The organism is Cobetia sp. 10Alg 146 (genome assembly GCF_029846385.1).
In the GTDB taxonomy this organism is placed as follows: domain Bacteria; phylum Pseudomonadota; class Gammaproteobacteria; order Pseudomonadales; family Halomonadaceae; genus Cobetia; species Cobetia marina.
In genome coordinates this window covers 214,786-236,209 of sequence record NZ_JARWKT010000002.1, presented here as the reverse complement: position 1 = coordinate 236,209, position 21,424 = coordinate 214,786, and the positions used below count along the sequence as shown (strand labels likewise).

Below are 21,424 nucleotides of genomic sequence, written 5' to 3'. Positions count from 1 at the left end.
GCATTTTTGGGGTTTCATGCAGCCTCATGAGATACGCTGCCAGTGATTATGCGTCTTGGATGTGTCCATTCTCATCACATGTCTCATCACATGAGCGCCGCGCATGACCTACCTGCTTTCCTGTCGACTCCCGAACCGCCGTCAGTCCCTGCAGCCTCTCGCGATGGCTCGTGGCCTGCTGGCCGCCGGCGAACGACTCCTGCGCCGTTTTGCCAGGTCACGCATGCAACGTCGATCCGGCCTCTGCCTTTTGATGGTGGTGATGGCCGTGTGCTCGGTCGCCGAGGCGGCACGCCTGGATGACGAGCTGCTGGTCAGGGACACCACCCATCAGATGCCGGACCTGCGTGTCCTTGCTGCCGGCAATCCACGCAAGGTCGCCTTCTTCGAGCTGATGATCCCGCTGGTGGTGGCCCAGAATCAGCGTCTTTCGGAGCAGCGTGACTGGCTGCAGGCGATGCGTCGGCGAGCAGGCGAGGCCGGCAGAGACTACAGCGAGCGTGAGCAGGAGCGATTGAATGCCCTGTGCGAGCAGGCGCAGCAGCGCTGCAGCGTCAGCGCCGCGGACATCGGCATTCCCTGGGACGACCTGCTGGCGAGCATCGATACCCTGCCACTGGACATGGTGATGGTGCAGGCCATCGAGGAGTCCGGCTGGGGGACGTCCGGTCACGCCCGCAACGCCAACAATCTGTTCGGCATGCGCTGCTTCACCTCCGGCTGCGGTACCGGCCGGGCAGGGCGTGAATATCAGCGCTTCGAGAGTCTGGAGGCGGGGCTGGCGGGCTATTACCAGAACCTCAATGCCAACCCGCGTTATGCCAGGATGCGCCAGCTGCGGGCCCGCCTGCGCAATGCCGGCGAGCGGGTGCGCGCCGAGGATCTCATCCCGATGCTGGGCGCCTATTCGACCCGGGGCGAGGCCTACTTCGCGACGCTCAATGAGCTGTTGCGCTGGAATCGCGGCCTGATCCGTACCGTGCGTGAGCGCCTGGCGGCCAATGGTGTCTTGTCGTGAGCCCTGGTGCTGGATATCGTCCTGCGTGAATCGCTTGTCCCACGGTCTGACAGAAGGGATCATGCCCCGATGCATCTGAGCAATGATCAACGGCGGATTCTCGCCCACCCCTTTCCCTCGCGACTGCGCGATCGCACGCCGGCCACCAGTGCCGAGAACAGCGATTGCGTGGTGGTGCGAGCCTGTGCCGGCAGCGGCAAGACCGTCCTGATGGTGGAGCTGGCGCGGACCTATGCCGATGAGATCCTCATCTATACCTCACTCAACCCGGCGGTCGCGGGACGTACGGCCAGCCAGCTGCCGGCCAATGTCCAGTCCCTGTCGTTGCACCAGCTGGCGCGTCAGGCGCTGCAGGAGGAGTACGGCGACAAGCTCAAGCGGCAGCCGGACATCACGCGCCGACTATCGCCCCAGAGCCTCAACTGGCTGGGCAGCCTGTCCAGTCAGTCGCGCAGCCTGATCGCCCAGGGGCTCAATACCTTCTTCACGCTGAGTGATGCCGTGCCCATGCCGGAGCATCTGCCGGAGGGCTGCGCCGACCGCTTGAGCGCCAATGAGCTGCGCCAGCTGGTCGAGAGCATGCGACTGGTGTGGGAGTGCCTGCTGGACCCGGCGGACCATCAGCAGGCGCTGTCCTTCAATGCCTTGCTCAAGCTGTGGTCCCAGCATGGTCAGTCGCTCGATGCCGATCTGGTCATGCTGGATGAGGCCCAGGACGCCACGCCGGCGCTGCTGGCCATGCTGAGACGTCAGCGCTGTGATCTGCTGCTGATCGGCGACCCACACCAGAGTCTGGCACGCCAGGCCGAGGGACTGAGCTCGCTGGATTCGCCGCTGCTTGGCGATGCCACCGTCTACTCCCTGCCGGGGGCCTGGCGATTCGGGCCGTCACTGGCCGCGCTGGGAACGCGTCTGGCGGCCTGTTCCCCGACCTCGCGTGAGCAGGCCATGAGCGGTCTCGGGCCTGCCACGCGTCTGGCGGCACCAGGTGTGCGTGAGGCCTTGCTGACCGCCGGCGCGCGACATGCCGTGATCAGTGCCGGGCCCATCGCGGCGCTGGGTGAAGCGCTGGCACTGCATCAGCGTGGCATCGCGGTGGCATGGCTGGACGGCATCGAAGGCTATCCGTTGGCGGGTCTGCTGGACCACTGGCGCCTGTGGCGCTGCCACCAGCTGGCGGAGCAGGGCGACAGGCACGAGCAGCAGCAATGGTGGCGTCAGTTGCCGCCAACACTGACGCGGCTTGGCCAGACCCCGGCACAGGTGCTGGGGGCTCTCGCGCGTCTCGATGATCATCAGGCGCGCAGCCTGCACGAGCTGGCCTCTTGGTACGCGCAGGCGCCGCTGGATCAATGGATCGGTGAGCTGCGCAGGCAGGATGGTGATCTGCAGGCCGCCATCCTGGCCGACCAGACCGTCATGCTGCCTTGCGTCATGCTCGGGACCGTCTTCCGCGCCAAGGGCCTGGAGTTCGATTGCGTCGTGCTGGCGGATGACCTGATGTTGCCCGGTGAACGACAGCAGCTTGCCAATCAGGTGCTGGTCACCAATCTGACCTACACCGCTGCCACGCGGGCACGACAGCTACTGGTGCTCAACGAGCGGCTGAGCCACTGGTGGCAGGCGCAGGCCGAGAGTGAGCGCTTCCCTCTGATCCAGGAGTTGCCCGCCGAGATGCTGGCGATGTGGCGTCCGGGCGTGGGGGGGCAGGCGGCGGGGGCTGCCCATGGCAGCCGTGCTCCTCACCCCTGGTGGGGGCGTGCGCGGCTGGCCGAACTGGCCCTGACGCCCCGCAAGCGTCTGATGCTCAAGCGGGCTCATCAGGCCGTCGACGAACCAGTGCGACCGACTCGGGCCGCCGCCGAGCACCGACAGACCGGTGCCGAGCTGGCCCCCGACGTGCAGACCCGGCCTCGTCACGACGACGGCCTCCAGGCGCTGGAGCGTCAGGCGCACAGGGACAGCACGGCGCGCAAGCTGTATGACATGGCCAGCCAGTTGCCGCCGGGGCGTCCGCCAGGGGGGCTGCGTAGCCTGTTGACCCCTGAAGCGCCCCCCGCGACAGCCCCTGGGATTGGCAGTGACGAGGAGCGTAGCTCCCGTGAATCCCCGGATGGGGTCGTCACGCCCCCGCGTCCGCGCGACCCGCTTTCCGATGAATGAATCCAGCGAAGACAGCCCGGCTGTCGGAGATAACGTGCCTGATCTGATGTCATTGAGCTTCAACAACCGCTACGCCCGTCTGCCGGAGCACTTCTTCAGTCGTGTTGCGCCGCAGTCACGTCAAGGCACTCGCCTGGCCGATGTGAGTCCTGACTGCGCCCGCCTGCTGGGCCTGGACTCGCTGGTGGCGGAAATGGCGTCAAGCCGGGAGGATCGCGAGTCACTTCGCCTGCTGATGGCGGGGGAGCGCCTGCTGCCGGGCATGGACGCGCTGGCCCAGAAGTACACCGGGCACCAGTTCGGTCATTACAACCCGCAGCTGGGCGATGGGCGCGGCATGCTGCTCGGTGAGCTTCAGACCGAGAACGGCAGCGTCTTCGACCTGCATCTCAAGGGAGCCGGGCGTACGCCATATTCCCGCTTCGGTGATGGGCAGGCGGTGGTGCGCTCCAGCGTGCGCGAGTATCTGGCCAGTGAGTACATGGCGGCGCTGGGCATCCCGACCAGTCGCGCGCTGGCATTGGCGGTGAATGCCGAGCAGGTCCAGCGCGAGACGCTCGAGCCCGGTGCCACCGTGCTGCGGGTCTGCGAGAGTCATCTGCGTTTCGGACATTTCGAGTGGCTGGCGCACTCCGGCCGTCACGCCGACCTCAAGACGCTGATCGACCACGCTCTGCGTGAGCACTTCCCTGAGTGTCTGCCCGACACGGAGAAAGGGGCATCGCGCGCAGGTGAAGCGCCCAGCGCGCCGCTGGCGGATGAGACGCGCATCGCCGCCGCGCTTTTGATGTTCGAGACAGTGATCACTCGTACCGCGAAACTGATCGCGGCCTGGCAGGCGTATGGCTTCGTGCATGCCGTGATGAACACCGACAACATGTCGCTGTTGGGGCTGACCTTCGATTATGGCCCCTATGCCTTCCTCGATGGCTACGAAGAGAATCTGATACCCAACCATACCGACCAGGCCGGGCGCTATGGGTTTGCCCAGCAGCCGGGCATCGGGCTCTGGAATCTGGAGCGCCTCGGGATTGCGCTGTCGCCGCTGATCGATGTGGAAGCGCTCTCCGCTGCGCTGGGCGCCTATGAAGGCGAGTTGCAGCGCGAATATGCTCGCCTGATGCGCGCGCGTCTCGGGCTGCCGGATTCCCGGGATGAGGACATGACACTGGTGCAGCAATGGCGTGAACTGCTGGCGGCCGGCAAGGTGGATCACACCCACGCCTATCGTCTGCTCAGCCATTGGGATGTCACGCAGGCCGCTCCGGAAGCGCTGGTCGTGCGCCTGGCGGGCGAGCGTGGGCCGCACGGCAACTCGGCACAGGCGCGCGATGAATCCTCGGCCTGGCTTGCACGCTATCAGACACGTGTCATGGCCATCGGGCTCTCCGCCGATGATGAGCGCCAGCGGCGCCTCGCCATGCTGGGTGTGAACCCGCTCTACGTGCCGCGCACGCATCTGTTGCTGGAAGTGATCGCGCGGGTCGAGCAGGGCGATGACACGACGCTCGAAGCGTTCCGTGAGCGCCTGGGTGCCCCGTTCCATCGTCCTGAAGAGGGCAGTCTCGAGGCGGCGCAGGCACTCGGTCAGGCGCAGGGTGTCGAGGCGGAACTCGCCGATGACTGGACACGCCCGCCGGCGGCGAATGCCGCGCCGATCTGCATGAGCTGCTCTTCCTGAGCCGCGCCTGGCGAGAGGGCTGGACCGCTTTCTGACAGTGCAAGCGCTGGCCGAGCATCCGCTGGGCGCAATGCCGGGATCACGCGCTGGCACTCACGTCGGCACCATCACGAGGGGAGGCTGCTTCGGCGGCATCCCGTTTCCCGTGGCAATGTCGGCAACAGCCATAAGCTCGAGATTATGCGATGCATAACACAAAGCTGAGCTATTCTTGGAAGGGCCTGATTCACAAATCCATTGGAAATCAGTCGCTTGGCGATATGTGGAGTGTCGTTCAGGCATAAGCTCACTGTTATGTCGCGCATAACGTTAGCTTTATGATTGATTTTATTGCCTTTTTTGCAATGCAGCGCTTGACCCTGATACACCGACGAGAAAAGACTGATACTGGACACTCATCGTGTCACAGGGGATGTCAGGCCTCTTGGCCGTGCGTGACCCGCGGCTTGCGATTCCGGCACGCCTCACCTGTGACAGACAATAACGTCGCTGAAAGCGCATCGGGCAGGCAGGGATGACGCGAATCAGCGCTCAACAGGAACGACGCCATGAACCTTTCAAGGCTGGCAGCCTCTGGCATGAACATGGATGTGAAACGAGGTGCGCGATGCTGAATATTCTTGTCGTGCGTGAAATGCGTGCGCCCGATATTGTCTCGCAGGCCGCAGACGGACAGCAGGGCAGCGCAGACCCCACCCTGGCGCGCGGAGAATGTCGTGTCGCGCTGGACCCGGTGACGGCCGGCAAGCTGGCGCGTCATCTGGACAGCGCCATCGCTGACTCCGGCGACGCCATCGTGCACGTGGAGAGCGGCGCCGGGCGCCATGCGCACTTCGATGATGCCGCCTATGCCGAGCAGGCCGGAGTCGCCATCGTCGCCGAGCAGGACATCCCGGCGGCACGTGCCGCGGCGGACCTCATCCTCTGCGTGCGTACGCCCAGCGAGTCCCAGATCAACGACTTCCGTGAGGGTGCTGTCATCGTGGCCCTGATGACGCCGTATCAGAATCCGCAATTGATCCAGACGCTTGCCCAGCGCGGGCTGACCAGCCTGTGCATGGAGTTCGTGCCGCGCATCTCGCGTGCCCAGAGCATGGATGCCCTGTCCTCCCAGGCCGCCGTGGCCGGCTATCATGCCGCACTGCTGGCGGCCAACGAGTCCTCGGTATTCTTCCCGATGCTGACCACCGCTGCCGGCACCGTGCGTCCGGCACGTGTCGTGGTGGTCGGGGCCGGTGTCGCGGGGCTGCAGGCCATCGCCACCGCCAAGCGTCTCGGGGCGCAGGTCTGGGCCTATGACATTCGCGCAGCCGCCCGTGAGCAGGTCGAGTCGCTGGGGGCCAAGATGATCGATACCGGTGTCGATGCCTCCGGTGAGGGCGGTTACGCCCGTGAGCTGACCGATGAGGAGCGCGCCCAGCAGGCCGAGGCACTGGCGCGTCACATGGGCGATGCCCATGTGGTGATTTCCACCGCGGCGATTCCGGGGCGTCCGTCGCCACGCATCATCAGCCGCGAGATGGTCGAGGGCATGAAGCCCGGCGCCGTGCTGGTGGATCTGGCGGCGGAAGGGGGCGGCAACTGTGAGCTGACCCAGCCCGGTGCCCGGGTCGAACATGGCGGCGTCACGGTGCTCGGCCCGCTGGACATGGCCTCCAGCCTGTCGGTCAATGCCAGCGAGATGTACGCCAAGAATCTCTTCAACCTGCTGACACCCTTCATGAAGGATGGCGAACTGTCGCTGGACTTCGAGGATGCGGTACTCGGCCCGATGCGCCTGACCGAAGCGGGTCGCATCACCCACGATGACGTACGCGCTCGCGCGGAGGACGCCGCATGATCGAAGGACTCTCAGCCATATACATCCTGATGCTGGCGGCCTTCGTCGGCTACGAGGTCATCTCCCGGGTACCGGTGATCCTGCATACGCCGCTGATGTCCGGTTCCAACTTCATCCATGGCATCGTGCTGGTCGGGGCGATGATCGCCCTCGGCCAGGCCGAGACCGGCATGCAGCAGTTCATCGGCTTCATCGCCGTGCTGCTGGGTGCGGGGAACGCGGTGGGCGGCTACGTCGTCACCGAGCGCATGCTGGAAATGTTCAAGGCCAGTGATCGCAGCAAGGGCGCTGACGCGGCCAACGCCATCAACGACAAGGAGGCTCGCTGATGAACTGGCTGGTCGAAACAGGATATTTCGCCGCAGCGGTGGTCTTCATTCTGGGCCTCAAGCGCATGTCGCACCCCACCACGGCGCGCAGCGGCATCCACTGGGCCGGGATCGCGATGGTCGTGGCCACGCTGCTGACCTTCCTGCACCCGCAGATTGACGGGCGCTACGGGCTGATGCTGCTGGCCATCGTGATCGGTGGCGGTATTGCCTGGTACTCGGGCAAGAAGGTCGCGATGACCGACATGCCGCAGATGATCGCCATCTACAACGGCATGGGCGGCGGCGCGGCGGCGGCGATCGCCGCGGTCGAGCTGATGCGCATGAGCGACAACCCGGGACTGATCGAGCAGCACGGCTCGCTGGCCCTGTGGCTGGGCGTTCTCGGCGCCTTGATCGGTGCGGTGGCCTTCTCCGGTTCCATCATCGCCTGGGCCAAGCTGGACGGGCGCATCAAGAAGGCTGTCCATTTCCAGAATCAGCAGCTGATCAACATGATCGTTCTGGGCCTGGCGATCTATCTCGGGGTGGTGATCGCGGCGGTGGAGCCGTCAAGCTCGCTGGTGATCGTGTTCTTCGTGCTGGCACTGCTGTTCGGCGCCATGCTGGCACTGCCCATCGGCGGCGCGGACATGCCGGTGATCATCTCGCTGTTCAATGCGCTGACGGGCCTTGCGGTGGCAATGGAAGGTTTCGTGCTGGGCAATGCCGCGATGATCATCGCAGGTACCGTGGTCGGGGCGGCGGGTACGCTGCTGACCCAGCTGATGGCCAAGGCGATGAACCGACCGATCCGTAACGTGCTGTTCAAGCAGTTCGGTGGCGCAAGCGGCGCGGAGCAGGGCGAGATCGAAGGCAGCATGAAGGCTTCTGATCCGATGGACGCTGCCGTGCAGCTGGCCTTCGCCGAGCGCGTCATCATCGTGCCGGGCTATGGTCTGGCGGTGGCCCAGGCGCAGCACAAGGTCTGGGAGATGGTCGAGCTGCTGGGCGAGCGTGGGGTGGAAGTGCGCTTCGCGATCCACCCGGTCGCCGGTCGCATGCCGGGCCACATGAACGTGCTGCTGGCGGAAGCCGGGGTGCCCTACGACATGATCGCGGACCTGGACGAGATCAACAACGACTTCGAGAACACCGACGTGACGCTGGTCATCGGCGCCAATGACGTGGTCAATCCGGTCGCCAAGAACGATCCCTCTAGCCCGCTGTACGGCATGCCGATCCTCAATGCCGATCAGTCACGCAACGTGCTGGTGATCAAGCGTGGCCAGGGAGCAGGCTTCTCGGGTGTCGAGAATCACCTGTTCTATCTGGACCACACGCGCATGGTCTATGGCGATGGTCAGAAGGTGGTGGGCGACATGATCACGGCGCTCAAGACACTCTGAACTGACTGCCGGGCGGTGATCGCTGCCTGATGCAAGACGCGATGGCCATCGGCCTTCGTGACGACGCCGGCAACTTCCGGGGCTCCTGCCTTGAGAGTTGCCGGCGTTTTCGTGTTCGCCATCCCTCATCAAGGAGAGTTGAATGTGACGTCATCGCCACCACTGTCAGGATGTCATCGCCCACGCAGGCTTTGGCTTGCGTGGGCAGCCCGACAGGTGCCGACGACAGGCACTGACTAGAGGTACAATGCGCGACAGTTGCCGAATCCGCGTTTCTTTCTCCTTCTTACGCCACTACCAGGAGTCTTCATGTCTGCCTCTTCACCCGCTCCTCGTCGCGCCATCCGTGATCGCGAGCTTTCGGAAAGTGCATCGCAGGCAGCCGGCTTGAATGTCTGTGTGCTGGGCGGCGGCAGCTTCGGCACCGCGATCGCCTCGATCGCCGCCGACAATGGTGCCAATGTCACCCAGTGGATGCGTGATGCAAGCCAAGCCGAAGAGGTCAACACCGAGCACCGCAATTCGGGCTATCTGCCGGATTTCGTCATCAACTCGGCCGTGCGGGCCACCACCGACATGGCAGAGGCCCTCAAGGAGGCGGAACTGGTGTGCGTGGCGATTCCCTCCAAGGCGTTTCGCAGTGTGGTGCGTCAAGCGCGCCCGCATCTGCGCGATGAGCAGATTCTGGTCGCGACCACCAAGGGGATCGAGAGCGAAGGCTTCACCCTGATGAGCGAGGTGCTGGAAGAGGAAACCGGCTTCTCCCACATCGGCGTGCTCTCCGGCCCCAATCTGGCCAGTGAGATCGCTCAGCGTCAGCTGACCGCGACGGTGATCGCCTCGGATGACCCCTACACCCGCGCACGCGTACAGACGGCCTTCGGCTGTGATTACTTCCGGGTCTATGCCAGCAATGATCGCTACGGGGTGGAGCTGGGCGGGGCGCTGAAGAATATCTACGCCATCGCCGCGGGCATGGCGGCGGCCCTGGGCATGGGGGAGAACACCCGCGCCATGCTGATGACACGGGCGCTGGCCGAGATGAGCCGTTTCGCCGTGGCCAAGGGCGCCAATCCGATGACCTTCCTCGGCCTGGCCGGCGTGGGGGATCTCATCGTCACCTGCTCGTCGCCATTGTCGCGCAACTATCGGGTCGGCTACGCCCTCGGGGAGGGGCGTACTCTGGATCAGGCCGTGGAGGTGCTGGGGCAGGTCGCGGAAGGTGTCAATACGGTGCGACTGGTCCAGGATGAGTCAGAGCGTCTGGAGATCTACATGCCGCTGGTGAATGGCATGGCCAAGGTGCTCTTCGAGGATGTCGATCCTCACCACATGGCCCGCGCCCTGATGGGCGGTGAGCAATCCACGGATGTGGAGTTCGTGCTGTCGCGCGAGTCCGTCAAGCAGGCGCGTCAATTGGAACCTGATGGCTCCTGAAGACTCTCAATTCCATGGCGTGGCATCGGCTGAGTGGTGCCATCCCGTTCCTCGCTCGGCGCTCCGGCCGTGCGAGCACTGTCATCGACCGGCGAGGGCGGATCTTCGTCCCGCGCGGTAGTCACCCTTCAGGAGAAAGCCATGAGTGTATTGATCATGCGTCACGGGGAGGCAGGCTCCGGCTCGCCGGACGCCAGCAGGGAATTGAGCGCCCGAGGGCGTGAAGAAGCCCGCCGCATGGGGCAATGGCTGGCGCATCAGTTGCCCGCGGAACGCCGTGCCCGTCTGACCCTCGTCGTCAGCCCCTTCACCCGTGCCCAGCAGACGGCGCAGGAAGTCTCCTCGGCGCTCAAGCTTGCCGGTGAGCAACAGACGACTCTGGAAATCATCACCCCGGATGACCCGCTCACGCCGGTGCTGGATTGGCTGCAGACCCACGTCCCGCCCTGCAGCGAGGCGCGTGAGCCGCGTGACTGGCTGATCATCAGCCACAACCCGCTGGTGTCGAGCCTGGCCAGTGCGCTGGTGGATGGCCCCGGCAGCACTCAGCTGGCCTTTGCCACCGCGAGTCTGGCGTGGCTGGATGCCGATATCTGGGCGGCAGGTCTGGCGGACCTGCACCACTTCGTCAGCCCGGCGGAGCTTGACTGAACACGCGCAGGCGCGTGCCCGGGACCGTGCCCGGGACCGGGACATGAGCTTCAGACGCAAGCGCCCCCGTCAGCCATTCGCTGTCGGGGGCGCTTGCGTTGCGTCATCCGAAGGGTGCTAGACCAATCCGCTCAGCTTGAGGAGGAAGATGCCCAGGGTGATGGTGAGCGCGGCCATCAGGGTACTGATGGCGATGATGTTGGCGGCGAGGCGATCATTTCCGCCCATGGCCCGCACCATCACGAAGCTTGCCGCCGCCGTCGGTGAGGCGAAGAACAGGAACAGCACACCGAGTTCCGTGCCGCGAAAGCCCAGCAGCACGGCGAAGGCCGTGGCCACCAGTGGCACGCTGATCATCTTCATCAGGCTGGCACTCAGCGCCAGCTGGCGGCCTTCGCGCAGTGAGCGCATCGAGAGGGTGCCGCCGATGCAGATCAGCGCCAGCGGCAACGTCATGCGCGCGAAGTAGTCGCCGGAGGTTTCCAGCCACTGGGGCAGCTGCCAGCTGAACGCCGCGAAGGGCAGCGCCGCCAGGACACCGAGAATCAGCGGGTTGGTGATGATGCCGCGCGCGATGGCACTCCAGCTGGTGCGGCCATCGCCCAGATAACTCGATAGCACCACCACTGACAGCATGTTGTAGGACAGGATGACGACGCCCATCAGGATGCCGCCCATCGACAGGCCGAGATCGCCATAGAGGTTGGCTGCCAGTGCCAGCCCGACGATGGCACAGTTGCCACGAAACGCCCCCTGGACGATCTCGCCGCGCTCCTTCAGCGGAATGCGCCAGATGGCCCAGCCCCACAGCAGCAGGAAGGTCCCAAGCGTGGCGCAGGCGAAGTAGAGCAGCATGCCGGGGCGCAGGGCGTGATCGAGGTCCGCTCGCACGATGGACAGAAACACCAGTGCGGGCATGGTGCCCTTGAAGACCAGGGAAGAGGCGGTGCCGATGAAGGTGTCATCGATCCAGCCGAGACGCTTGAGACCCAGTCCCAGAAATACCATCGCGAAGACCGGCACGGTGATGTTGAGTGTCGCGACGAACAGCGCCAGCATGTCGTTCATTCCAGTCTCTCGCTCATGTCAGTCCGCCCTCAGATCAGCCAGAAGCCGGTGATCAATGCTGCCGTCAGCAGTGCCCAGAACAGGCGATTGCGCAGGCGTGTGTCACGCTGCGGGCGCCTGGTCGAGCGCTCGTCCGTGGAAGACTCCAGGTCCTCGGGTGTCGGTGAGGCGTTCGAACGGGAGCCGGAAGAGGGCGAGTTGACGTGCGGATCGGGCATGGGAACTCCTGGAAGGGTGAGCGCGTGGTCCCGGCGCCTCACGGATGTCCGGCGCCTCGCCTTGCGGCAGAATAGCGCCAGCATATCAGGATTTTGCAGCGCAGCAGACTGGAAGGCGCGCGCCCGGCTTGGCGAGCGCAGGCTGTCCGCTTACCCTGTGCTGCAATCTTTCGGGCGCAGGCCCCACATCATCACAAGGAGCGGGTAACTTGCAGGACCCATACGCGACCTCTGCCGCATCGTCTTCCGTGCCCTTGCCCCATCAGCCTGCGCCTGTGCCACTGCTGGCAAGCCGGGGGCTGGGGCGTCAATTCGGCCTTCACCAGGCCGTGTCCGGACTTTCCTTCAAGGCCTTTCGCGGCGAAGTGATCGGCCTGCTGGGGCCCAATGGCGCCGGCAAGACCACCAGTCTGCGCATGCTGGCAGGCACCCTGGCGGCAACCGATGGCGAACTGTCGCTCGAGGGAGAGGCCTTCGATGGGCGAGCCGGTCAGCGTCAGCTCAATCGCCTGAAGCGACGGATCGGCTATCTGCCGGAAGGGGCGCCACTGTGGCCGCAGCTTACCGTGCGCGAGACGCTCGAGTGCGTCGCGGGCCTGCATGGTCTGTCGCGCAGGACTCGCAAGGAGCGCCTGCCTGCCTTGATGGATCGCCTCGACATCACGCCCTTCGCCAATCAATTGTGCGCCGTGTTATCCAAAGGCTATCGCCGGCGCGTGGCACTGGCGATGGCGCTGACCCATGACCCGGACATCCTGCTGCTGGATGAGCCCACCGATGGGTTGGACCCGCTGCAGAAGGACAGCGTGCGCGCCTTCATACGTGAGCTGGGGCGCGAGCGTCTGATCATCGTCTCCACTCATCTGCTGGAAGAGGTGCCGCGCATCTGTGATCGCGTGCTGGTCATGGCCAACGGCCAGCTGGGCTTCGATGACACGCCGGCGGCGCTGGCGGCCCTGTCCGTCAGCGAGGCGGTGCCCATTGCCTATCGTGAGCGACTCGGTGCCGCTCATGGCGGCACGTCGCCCCTGCCGGTGTGGCGGGTGATCCTGAGCCGTGAACTCAGCGAGCTGGAACTGGCCAGCGTCTCGCGGCTGCCCGGTGTCGCGGCCATCACCGCCGTGTCGCCCGAGGGCGCCGAGCGAATGTCCCGCTCAGGGCGACGCCTGATGGCGGACCCGGCCTATCGACTGGTGGGCAGGCCCGGGCAGGACCCGCGCTCCGCGCTGGCGCGGTGGTGCAGCTACATGCAGATACGGCTCGACGAGTGCGTGCATGAGCGGGGGGACATCGAGGTGGCATTCCGTCAGCTGGTGGCGCGCATGGCCGAGCAGCCCGCGCCATTGCCGCGCGTGAAGCGCCCCCTGGATACGGATCAGGAGGTGTCGTCATGATGGCGCTGGTGCGGCGTGACCTGCATCAGGCAATGACCCAGGGGGCCAGCTGGTCTCTGCTGGTGGTGATGGCGGTGCTGGCCCCGCTGGGGGCCTTCGAGGTCGGTGATCTTCTGGCACGTGATCGTGCGGACCTGGGAGCGCTGTGGCAGGTATTGCCATGGCTGCTGGTGCTATGGACACCGTTGCTGGCCCTGCGTGGCTGGCCGGAAGAGCGCGCCAATGGCCTGCTTGAATGGCTGTCAGGGCTCGGGCTTGGTCCATGGCGGCTGGCGGGCGCCCGCCTGGCAAGCGCCTGTGTGCTGGGCTGGCTGGGCCTGGCGATGACGGCACCGTTGCTGGTGCTGATCCACTGGCTGGGCGATCCCGATCTCGGCCTTGTGCTCAGCGGGTATCTTGGCATGGCGCTGTTGGTGATGGCACTGGCAAGTCTCGGTCAGGCGCTGGCGGTCCGTGCGCCCTCGGCGCTCTCGGCTTGGCTGGGGGCACTGGTGCTGGGGCTGGCGTTGATGCTGCCGGGCACGCCGGCGGTGACTGCTCAGCTGGCGCGTCATCTGGCGCCACACTGGGTGCAGCTGCTGGATCTGATCAGTCTGCCGGCCCATCTCACGCCCTTCAGCGAAGGGCGCCCCGCGCTGCTGGATGTCGGCTACTTCCTGTCGTTGACCCTGGCCGGTCTGGTGCTGCAGGTGCGTGGCCTCAAGCAGGAGCGCAACACGCGTCGGCAGGCGCCCCAGTGGCTGGTCGCCCTGGCCGTGGCATCAAGTGTCACGGCCGTGCTGCTGGCCGCCCAGCGTCTGCCCGCCATGGTATCCCCGAACGCGTCCAATCCGCTGATCACGGCGCATGACCTCACCGATACCCGCCAGCACAGCCTGAGCCCTGCCAGCCGGGAGCTGCTGTCGCGGCTGACATCCCCCGTGACGCTGACCTTCGCCTACAGCGAGCGCTTTGCCGCGGACCTCCCGCAGCTGCGGGAGCTGGCGACACGTATCGAGACGCGCCTGGGCGCCTTCGCGCGTGAGCCTCAGGTGCGCCTGAAGCGGGTGGACCCGCAGCCGGACAGTGCCGATTTCACGGATCTCGAGGCCCAGGGACTCACGGCGCTTTCGCTGCCTGGCGGTGAAAGAATGCTGTTCGGTCTGATCATCGATGGCCCCTATTCCGAGCGCCGTGCGATCCCGATGCTCAAGGCCTCCGATCTCGGCGGACTGGAAGCGCAGGTCGCGCGTCAGATCCAGGAAGTCTCGCGCACCCAGCCACCCCGTCTGGGCGTGATCTCCAGCCTGCCGGTGATGGGTCAGCCGAGCATGGAGCAGGGCCGGGCACTGGGCAGCTGGGGGCTGATGGAACGTCTCAATGCCCGCCTGCGCATCGACTGGCTGTCCGGCGGGGATGACCCGGCGCGCCCGATCGCCGATCAGGATGCGCTGCTGGTGATCGCCCCGCGCCTGTTGCCGACTGAGACGCTGACGGCGATCCGCGACTATCTGGATCGTGGTGGGCGAGTGCTGATGATGCTGGACCCGCTCCCCGAGATGCTGGATCAGCCAGCCCCGGCCTCCGAGGCTCTGAGCGCCTTGCTGGCCCATGCAGGACTTGAGTCACGTTCGGGCGAGGTGGTGGCGGACACCCGACTTGCCTTGCCGATCGGTCTGCTGGACGGCACGCGCGCCCTCAGTCCGACGCTGCTTGGCATCGGCCCGGACCGTCTGTCGGATGCCTTGCTGAACCAGAATGTCGATCAGCTGGTGATGTCCAGCGCCGGTTGGCTGGCCCCGCGTGAGGAGACGGCGGAGACACCGCCAGCGACCTCGCGGCAGTGGCTGATCCGAGGGGCCGACACCACGCGCCTGCTGCCGGCCGACAAGGTGTACGCCAACCGCATGGACCCGCGGCCGTTGTCCGGCCTGTCTGGACAGGGCGTCGAGGAGGGTGGGCTGGCGGTGCTGACCCACTGGCCGGCGCCAGTGGGTCAGGGAGCGCGTGACGACGGGCATGAAGACGGGCGTGAGGGCCAGCTGCTGGTGGTCAGCGATGTCGACATGGCCAGTGATCGCCTCTGGCGGCGCAGCGCGGCGGACGGCAGTGAGCGCGAGCTGAATGCCAATGCCCGTTGGCTGGAGAACGCGGTGGATGTGCTGGCGGGCAGCCCGGAGCTGGTGGCGCTGCGTGCCGGTGCCCATCAGGTGCGCGAGCTGACGCGACTGCATCAGCTGGCGGATCGCCAGGCGGCCGAGGAAACCCGTCTGCGCAATGACTGGCAGTCGCGCCTGAGTGCACTGGGGGCTGCCCCGGTGGCCGACAAGGCGGAGGCGACACGCCAGCGAACGGCATTGGATGACATGCAACAGGCGTTCGAGAGCGCACTCGCGCGCCAGCAGCGCGCGGCGAATGCCGAGCGTGATGATCTGCGTCGCAGGCTTCGTCTCTGGACCTTGCTGGCGCTGCCGGTGTTGCTGGGCCTGTTGGGTGAGCTGATCTGCTGGCGGCGCTATCACGCGAGTCGTCGAGCGGGCTATCGCCCTGCCGGGCGACTGTCCGGCCATCGTCAGCCCGGTCGTCATCGCCTCGGTGGCGGGGGACTGTCCGCGTCCACCAGCGCCGAGACGGCGTCGGCAACCGGCAGACCGGACTCATCCAGCACGTCTGACCGAGCCGCTGAGGATCATCGCGGCGAGCGCCGCAGGGGAGATGACGCATGAGTCGCTTCAATCGCGCCGGATGGGCGCTGACAGCACTGGCCTCGTTGCTGGCGATCGGGGCTCTGACGCTCGGCCCGCGTGAGTCGGGCTCGTTTCCGGATGCCGGGCCAGGCGCTCCGCTTCAGGAGGGCGAGGCCTCAAGCGCCATCCTGACACCGCTGCCGGCGTTGTCGCATGTCGCCGCGACGGCGCAGAGAATCGGCATTCGTCGCCATCCCGATGAGGCGCAGGACTGGCTGAGTCTGACGCGAGACCCGAAGGGGGATTGGCAGCTGGCATCACTGGGCAACTGGCCGGCGCGTCAGGACAAGGTGACCGGGCTGCTGCACCAGCTGAGCGAGGCACGCCTGCGCACGCGCAAGCCCGCGACTGACCAGGCGCTTCAGGCGCTGGGGCTGGCGGGGCAGACTCCGGTAGTGAATATCACCGGCAGTGATGGTGAGGTGAGTCTGCAACTGGGCGGCACGCCGTCGGCTGCCCGCAGTGGTGCTGATGCCTTGCCGGGGCGTTACGTGCGCTGGCTTTCGCTGCCGGACTCGCCGGTGCTGGAACTGTCTCGTGACATCGGCTTGCCGGACTGGCGGGGCGGCCTGGCGGCAAGCGAGGTGCTGGATCTGTCCGCATTGCTGCACGAGAAGCAGGGGCCGCCCGCGCTGAGTCGTGTGGAGGTGCGTCTGGCGCCTCATCCGCAGGCATCCCATACCCCGCACACGCGGGGGCTTGCCCCCGACAGCGCGGCGGCCGAGGCCCTCATGGCGGCGCTCTCGCCCCTGAACCAGAACGATCTGCGCCTGCGTGTCGCGCAGGCGGACTGGCAGCCGGCGGTCACGCTGACCCTGAACTGGTCCCACGCTGCGCGGCAGTATCGCCAGCCGCCATCGCGGGATGATCACCTGCAGCTGACGCTGTCCATCGCATCCGGCAGCAAGCCCTGGGCGCGTCTGACCCTGGAGGGTACGCGCTGGCCGGCGGCTCTGGTACGGCGTCTCGCGGCGGTGGAGATCCAGGTCAACGGTGCGCTGCGCGAGCGCTTGATCGGTCTGGGCAAGGTCATCGAGACCCATACCGGGCCTCATCCTGGCGTGTCCGCTGGCTCGGCAGAGGCGGGCGGTGGCCTCCAGGCGGGCAGACTGTCGCCAACGGCGATTCAGGCCGCTCTGCAGGCGGCTTCCCAGGCGAGCGAAGAGGTGGCTTCGACGGCGGATGCCAGGTCTGCCGCGCAAGGTGAGACATTAGGCGAGTAGCGTGGTGGCGGTGGGGCTGGCATGCTGGGAGACTGGGTCAAACGACCGTTTGCTCTGTGGCATCCGGCGACACCGCCATGCAAGGTGAGGAGACTTCATGATGACAGTGCCATCCCGCAATGCCTCATCAGCATCCGCTGGGCAAGCCGCCGTGGCGGGGGCCGTAGAGGTCACGCCGCAAGCGGAGCCTCGGGAGGTGTCCGAGCCGCGAGAGTCACGTCCGCTGCTGGCGTTTGCCCATGCCAATGGCTTCACCGGCGCCTGTTACAACAGCCTGCTGGCCCCGTTGGCAGAGTCGTTCGATCTGCTGCCGGTGGACAGGCTGGCGCATGATCCCGCCTACCCGGTGGGGCGCAATCTGATCGCGCTGCGGGACGAATGGCTGGCCTGTCTGGACACGGCGCTGGGGCCGGTAGGCACGCCGGACAGTCGCAAGGTCATCGGGGTAGGGCATTCGCTGGGAGGCGTGGTCAACTACATGGCCGCGCTCAAGCAGCCGGCGCGTTTCCACTGCGTCATCCTGCTTGACCCGCCCTTGATGCTGGGACGTGATGCCATCGGCCTCAAGATCGCCAAGCGCTTCGGTTTCATCGACCGTGTCACGCCGGCAGGGCGCACGCGTGGGCGGCGCGCCCGTTGGGATTCGCCTCAGGCGATGCATGATTACCTGCGTCGCCGCTCGCTGTTCGCCAACTTCACGCCCCGGGCACTTGCGGACTACATCGAGCATGCCACGCATCGCCACGGCGATGGCAGCCTGTCGCTGAGCTTCGATACGCGTCACGAGGTGGAGATCTTCCGCCATCTGAGTGATCACCTCACGGGCTCCGTGGCCAGGCTCAAGGTACCGGTGAAGATACTGGCAGGTGAGCAGTCGGACCTCTTGACGCCACCGCGCATCGCCAGGCTCCAACGGGCCGGGCTTGAGGTCGCCACGGTGCCGGGCGGACACATGTATCCCTTTGAGCATCCTGATCTGACGCGTGAGGCGCTGCTGGCGACCCTCATGCAATTGGCACCGGAGTTGATGGCATGAATTGCACGACGGGCACATCACGCCCATCCCCTCGTCCCTTGACGTTCACGCGGCGCTGCGGCGGCGAGATAGCGGCGCTGGAGTGGTGCTCCGAGCAGGCCAGCGCTGACGCCTCGGTATGGCTGGCGCTGCACGGCTGGCTCGACAATGCCGCCAGCTTCACGCGCCTGGCACCTCTGCTGTGTGAGCGACTGGGCATCCGGATCGTGGCCATCGACCTGGTCGGGCATGGTCGCTCGAGTCCCCAGGGGCCGGATGGCGACTATGCGGTGTGGGATTATTGTCACGATGTCATCGAAGCGCTGGAAGGGTTGCGAGGCGAGGGCATGCCGGAGGCACCGGTCACCTTGCTGGCGCACTCGCTTGGCGCTGCCGTCGCCGGACAAGTTGCAGCGGCCCTGCCGGAGCTTGTCGCACGACTGGTGCTGATCGACGGTATCGGGGCGCTGGCGACACCGGCTGACGAGGTGGTGGGGCAGTTGCGCCGTGGCCTGCTGGCGCGTCATGCGCGTCCGCTCTCGCGAGAGGCCTCAGGGAGCCAGCCGTCGCGTCGTGCGCACTATCGTGGCATCGAGGAGGCGGTGGCGGCGCGTGTGGCCGGTGGCGTCACGCCCGTGGATGCCGAGACGATACGCCCGGTGGTCGAGCGCAACCTCGAACCCCTCGAAGAGGGCTGGCGGCTGTGCAGTGACCGTCGTCTGCTCAGACCCTCGGTGATGCGCTATACCCCGGAGCAGGTACTGGCGCTGCTGGCCGCCGTCAATCAGCCGGTGCTGCTGATCGAGGGGGAGCAGGGTATCCTGAGAGAGCGGCCCGAAGCGCAGCTGGCGCGAGCGGCCGTGCGCGGGCTGGAGCGTTGCGTCCTGCCCGGCGGCCATCACCTGCATCTGGAGCCGGGACATGTCGTGGCGGTCGCGGCACGGATCATCGACTGGACCGTCGCGGGGGAGTAGTCCGTCGCGCCAAGGTCATCCTTCATCATCGTCATCGGGAGACATGCCATGGCCAAGCGCAAGACCATCGCCCTGGCACTGGGGAGTGGCGGGGCACGCGGTTATGCCCATATCGGTGTCATCGAGGAAGTGCTGGCGCGGGGCTACGACATTCGCGCCATCTCCGGCTGTTCCATGGGCGCGCTGGTGGGCGGTATCTATGCCGCCGGTCAGCTCGACGCCTATCGGGACTGGGTGTGCAAGCTGGATTATTTCGATGTGCTGCGACTGGTGGACGTGACCTGGAGCCCGATGGGCGCCATTCGCGCCCGTCGCATCATGGAAGAGCTGGAGGCCCTGATCGGGGATACGCGCATCGAGGACCTGCCGATACCGCTCACCACCGTCGCCACGGACCTGATCGCGCAGAAGGAGGTCTGGTTCCAGAGCGGCAATCTGCTCGAGGCGATCCGGGCCTCCATCGCCGTGCCGGGGGTGATCACGCCGGTGCAGCGCGATCGCAAGATGCTGGTGGATGGTGGATTGATGAATCCGTTGCCCATCACGCCGCTGGTGGCCGCGCATGTGGATCTGGTGCTGGCGGTGAATGCCACCGCGCACTCGCCGCGCAACCAGACGCTGGAGCAGATGCTGCCCCCGGCGGAGGCGGCCGAAGAGGAAGCACGCGAGGCCGCGCTGCAGGCGCAGGAGGGCGGATTCGGCGACTGGCTGCGTGGCGTGCGCCGCAGTGCCGAGCGCATGTTCTCGGCCGAGCGTGAGACGACGCAGCCTCCTGAACTCGCCGAGCCACCGCCATCCTCCACCTCGGCGGTGAGCCCCTTGGGCGGCGTGCCGCTGCCGCCGGGAGGCAGTCTCGCCCCGCCCTTCACGGCCTTGTCGGAGGCGCCGGAGACGGAGCCCGCCACCAGCGCGGGCGCGACCCTGAATGATGTGCTGAATCAGGCCGTGAAGGAGGGCCGGGACGCCGCTGATCCGCGCGAGGCGCAGGGGCGTCAGAGTGAGAATCGGGAGTCGCGGCGGCTCGCGGAGATCGAGGAGGGAGTCGACGACGACAATTCGCCGGAGCAGGCCTGGGGCAAGCTCGACATGATGATGCGCTCCTTCGATATCACCCAGGCGACACTGGCCAAGTACAAGATCGCCGGGTATCCGCCGGACATTCTGGTCGAGATCCCCAAGACGGTGTGTGGCGCCTACGAATTCCATCGGGCCGAAGGCCTGATCAAGCTGGGCCGTCACCTGGCCGCCGAGGCGCTGGATCGTTATGAGAAGGGGCTGGATGGCTAGGAGGTCGATGAGCACGCGGCAATGACGCAAGCCCCCGCCAAACGAGATTGGCGGGGGCTTTTGGCATGTGGCTCAGGCTGACGCTGACGCGCTGGTTCAGCCCTTGATCCATTTCTCGAAGATGGCGGCCTGCTCGCCGGTGCCCTGCATCTGGGTCAGCCACTGGTCAACGTAGGCCTTCCAGATATTGTCACCCAGCGGCAGCAGATAGCCCTTCTGGGAGAAGGTGAATGGCGCATCAGGATGCACGCTGCACAGCGCCGGGTGACGGCTGGCCTGCAGCTGGGTCTCGATGGCATCCGTCACCATCACGTCGGCGCGGTCTTCGATGATGTTGTTGAAGATGGTGCGGTTGTCGTTATGCGCGACGCGCGTGGCATCGCTCAGGAATTCATTGGCGAAGCGCTCGTTGGTGCCGCCCGGATTGACGGTGATGCGCACGCTCGGCTGATTGATCTGGGCGACGGTCTGGTACTTGTCGACATCTTCACAGCGCACGATGGGCGTCTTGCCGCCGGTCTGGTAGGGCAGGCTGAAGTAGGCCTGTGCCTGACGATCCAGCTTGATCGAGATACCGGACATGGCGATGTCGCACTTGCCGGAGGTGAAGTCTTCCATCAGCGTCGGCCAGCTGGTCGGAACCGTCTCGACGCTTGCGTCCAGGCTTGCGGCCAGCGAGGCGGCCATGTCGAGATCGATGCCCTCGAACTCGCCGTCGTCTTCACGATGGCTGAAGGGGGCATAGTCACCGGTGGTGCAGACCTTCAGCACCTGAGTCTCCTTCACGCGGGAAAGCGTGCTGTCGGCCAGGGAATCGCTGGCGGCAGCGGGCATGGCAAGCGTCAGTGACAGGGTGGCTGCGGTCACGCCGCTGAAGATGGCGGTGGAGCGCGCGCGGCGTGAGGGCTGGCGTGTGGAGTGTTCAGCGTTGGGTGTCATCGGGGTGTTCCCTTGTCGTTATGGTGGCAGGCTCGGCGTGAGGCCTGCTTCAGATGTTCCGTTGCTCAGGTGT

17 protein-coding genes are annotated in these 21,424 nt (G+C 66.0%); 14 read left to right on the top strand and 3 right to left on the bottom strand.

Annotation, left to right across the window (positions count from 1 at the left end; translation table 11 throughout):
* The first annotated feature begins 103 nt into the window (after positions 1–103).
* From QD172_RS03975 to sixA, 8 genes are all read left to right on the top strand, one after another.
* Complete coding sequence (locus QD172_RS03975) at positions 104–1,018, top strand: glucosaminidase domain-containing protein (RefSeq protein ID WP_279855071.1); 915 nt, start codon at positions 104–106, stop codon at positions 1,016–1,018.
* A 69-nt stretch (positions 1,019–1,087) separates the two neighbouring features.
* Positions 1,088–3,181, top strand: coding sequence for an ATP-dependent helicase (locus QD172_RS03970; protein ID WP_279855070.1), 2,094 nt, complete (start codon positions 1,088–1,090; stop codon positions 3,179–3,181).
* Between the two features lie 34 nt (positions 3,182–3,215).
* Positions 3,216–4,862: a protein adenylyltransferase SelO family protein gene (locus QD172_RS03965; RefSeq protein ID WP_279855069.1), complete on the top strand. Its 1,647-nt coding sequence runs from the start codon at positions 3,216–3,218 to the stop codon at positions 4,860–4,862.
* Positions 4,863–5,469: 607 nt separating this feature from the next.
* Positions 5,470–6,702 carry an NAD(P) transhydrogenase subunit alpha gene (locus QD172_RS03960; RefSeq protein ID WP_279855068.1) on the top strand — a complete coding sequence of 411 codons (1,233 nt, stop codon included), beginning with the start codon at positions 5,470–5,472 and terminating at the stop codon, positions 6,700–6,702.
* Entirely contained in the window at positions 6,699–7,031 is a 333-nt protein-coding gene (locus tag QD172_RS03955) for an NAD(P) transhydrogenase subunit alpha (RefSeq protein WP_077372330.1), read from the top strand. Before QD172_RS03960 ends, QD172_RS03955 begins: the two co-directional genes overlap by 4 nt.
* A complete protein-coding gene (locus tag QD172_RS03950) occupies positions 7,031–8,419 on the top strand; it encodes an NAD(P)(+) transhydrogenase (Re/Si-specific) subunit beta (protein WP_077372333.1) in 1,389 nt (462 codons plus the stop codon). Before QD172_RS03955 ends, QD172_RS03950 begins: the two co-directional genes overlap by 1 nt.
* A gap of 309 nt (positions 8,420–8,728) precedes the next feature.
* Complete coding sequence (locus QD172_RS03945) at positions 8,729–9,856, top strand: NAD(P)H-dependent glycerol-3-phosphate dehydrogenase (protein ID WP_279855067.1); 1,128 nt, start codon at positions 8,729–8,731, stop codon at positions 9,854–9,856.
* A gap of 141 nt (positions 9,857–9,997) precedes the next feature.
* A complete protein-coding gene (sixA, locus tag QD172_RS03940) occupies positions 9,998–10,507 on the top strand; it encodes a phosphohistidine phosphatase SixA (protein WP_136938215.1) in 510 nt (169 codons plus the stop codon).
* 117 nt (positions 10,508–10,624) lie between these two features.
* On the opposite strand, the gene QD172_RS03935 is transcribed toward sixA, so the two are convergent.
* Positions 10,625–11,575 (bottom strand): AEC family transporter, encoded by a 951-nt coding sequence (locus tag QD172_RS03935; protein ID WP_077372342.1) that lies wholly within the window; start codon positions 11,573–11,575, stop codon positions 10,625–10,627.
* 29 nt (positions 11,576–11,604) lie between these two features.
* Positions 11,605–11,793: a hypothetical protein gene (locus QD172_RS03930; RefSeq protein ID WP_084209085.1), complete on the bottom strand. Its 189-nt coding sequence runs from the start codon at positions 11,791–11,793 to the stop codon at positions 11,605–11,607.
* A 209-nt stretch (positions 11,794–12,002) separates the two neighbouring features.
* On the opposite strand from QD172_RS03930, the gene QD172_RS03925 reads away from it, so the two are divergent.
* The 6 genes from QD172_RS03925 (at position 12,003) to QD172_RS03900 (ending at position 20,412) form a co-directional block, all read left to right on the top strand.
* Entirely contained in the window at positions 12,003–13,187 is a 1,185-nt protein-coding gene (locus QD172_RS03925; protein WP_279855066.1) for an ABC transporter ATP-binding protein, read from the top strand.
* Entirely contained in the window at positions 13,184–15,892 is a 2,709-nt protein-coding gene (locus QD172_RS03920; protein ID WP_279855065.1) for a GldG family protein, read from the top strand. Before QD172_RS03925 ends, QD172_RS03920 begins: the two co-directional genes overlap by 4 nt.
* A complete protein-coding gene (locus QD172_RS03915) occupies positions 15,889–17,136 on the top strand; it encodes a DUF4340 domain-containing protein (RefSeq protein WP_279855064.1) in 1,248 nt (415 codons plus the stop codon). The genes QD172_RS03920 and QD172_RS03915 overlap by 4 nt, the downstream gene beginning before the upstream one ends.
* 100 nt (positions 17,137–17,236) lie before the next feature.
* On the top strand, positions 17,237–18,172 hold the full coding sequence (locus QD172_RS03910) for an alpha/beta hydrolase (protein WP_279855063.1): 936 nt from the start codon (positions 17,237–17,239) through the stop codon (positions 18,170–18,172).
* A complete protein-coding gene (locus QD172_RS03905; RefSeq protein ID WP_279855062.1) occupies positions 18,169–19,125 on the top strand; it encodes an alpha/beta hydrolase in 957 nt (318 codons plus the stop codon). Before QD172_RS03910 ends, QD172_RS03905 begins: the two co-directional genes overlap by 4 nt.
* A gap of 48 nt (positions 19,126–19,173) precedes the next feature.
* Positions 19,174–20,412 (top strand): patatin-like phospholipase family protein, encoded by a 1,239-nt coding sequence (locus QD172_RS03900; RefSeq protein WP_279855060.1) that lies wholly within the window; start codon positions 19,174–19,176, stop codon positions 20,410–20,412.
* 96 nt (positions 20,413–20,508) lie between these two features.
* On the opposite strand, the gene QD172_RS03895 is transcribed toward QD172_RS03900, so the two are convergent.
* Positions 20,509–21,351 carry a transporter substrate-binding domain-containing protein gene (locus QD172_RS03895; RefSeq protein WP_279855058.1) on the bottom strand — a complete coding sequence of 281 codons (843 nt, stop codon included), beginning with the start codon at positions 21,349–21,351 and terminating at the stop codon, positions 20,509–20,511.
* Positions 21,352–21,424 lie beyond the last annotated feature (73 nt).

Excerpts from the sequence above, each read along its gene's own strand:
- QD172_RS03900 (WP_279855060.1), top strand. The coding sequence starts at position 19,174 with ATGGCCAAGCGCAAGACCATCGCCCTGGCACTGGGGAGTGGCGGGGCA.
- sixA (WP_136938215.1), top strand. The coding sequence starts at position 9,998 with ATGAGTGTATTGATCATGCGTCACGGGGAGGCAGGCTCCGGCTCGCCG.
- QD172_RS03935 (WP_077372342.1), bottom strand. The coding sequence starts at position 11,575 with ATGAACGACATGCTGGCGCTGTTCGTCGCGACACTCAACATCACCGTG.
- QD172_RS03970 (WP_279855070.1), top strand. The coding sequence starts at position 1,088 with ATGCATCTGAGCAATGATCAACGGCGGATTCTCGCCCACCCCTTTCCC.
- QD172_RS03915 (WP_279855064.1), top strand. The coding sequence starts at position 15,889 with ATGAGTCGCTTCAATCGCGCCGGATGGGCGCTGACAGCACTGGCCTCG.
- QD172_RS03910 (WP_279855063.1), top strand. The coding sequence starts at position 17,237 with ATGACAGTGCCATCCCGCAATGCCTCATCAGCATCCGCTGGGCAAGCC.
- QD172_RS03905 (WP_279855062.1), top strand. The coding sequence starts at position 18,169 with ATGAATTGCACGACGGGCACATCACGCCCATCCCCTCGTCCCTTGACG.
- QD172_RS03950 (WP_077372333.1), top strand. The coding sequence starts at position 7,031 with ATGAACTGGCTGGTCGAAACAGGATATTTCGCCGCAGCGGTGGTCTTC.
- QD172_RS03955 (WP_077372330.1), top strand. The coding sequence starts at position 6,699 with ATGATCGAAGGACTCTCAGCCATATACATCCTGATGCTGGCGGCCTTC.
- QD172_RS03920 (WP_279855065.1), top strand. The coding sequence starts at position 13,184 with ATGATGGCGCTGGTGCGGCGTGACCTGCATCAGGCAATGACCCAGGGG.
- QD172_RS03945 (WP_279855067.1), top strand. The coding sequence starts at position 8,729 with ATGTCTGCCTCTTCACCCGCTCCTCGTCGCGCCATCCGTGATCGCGAG.
- QD172_RS03930 (WP_084209085.1), bottom strand. The coding sequence starts at position 11,793 with ATGCCCGATCCGCACGTCAACTCGCCCTCTTCCGGCTCCCGTTCGAAC.
- QD172_RS03975 (WP_279855071.1), top strand. The coding sequence starts at position 104 with ATGACCTACCTGCTTTCCTGTCGACTCCCGAACCGCCGTCAGTCCCTG.
- QD172_RS03960 (WP_279855068.1), top strand. The coding sequence starts at position 5,470 with ATGCTGAATATTCTTGTCGTGCGTGAAATGCGTGCGCCCGATATTGTC.
- QD172_RS03895 (WP_279855058.1), bottom strand. The coding sequence starts at position 21,351 with ATGACACCCAACGCTGAACACTCCACACGCCAGCCCTCACGCCGCGCG.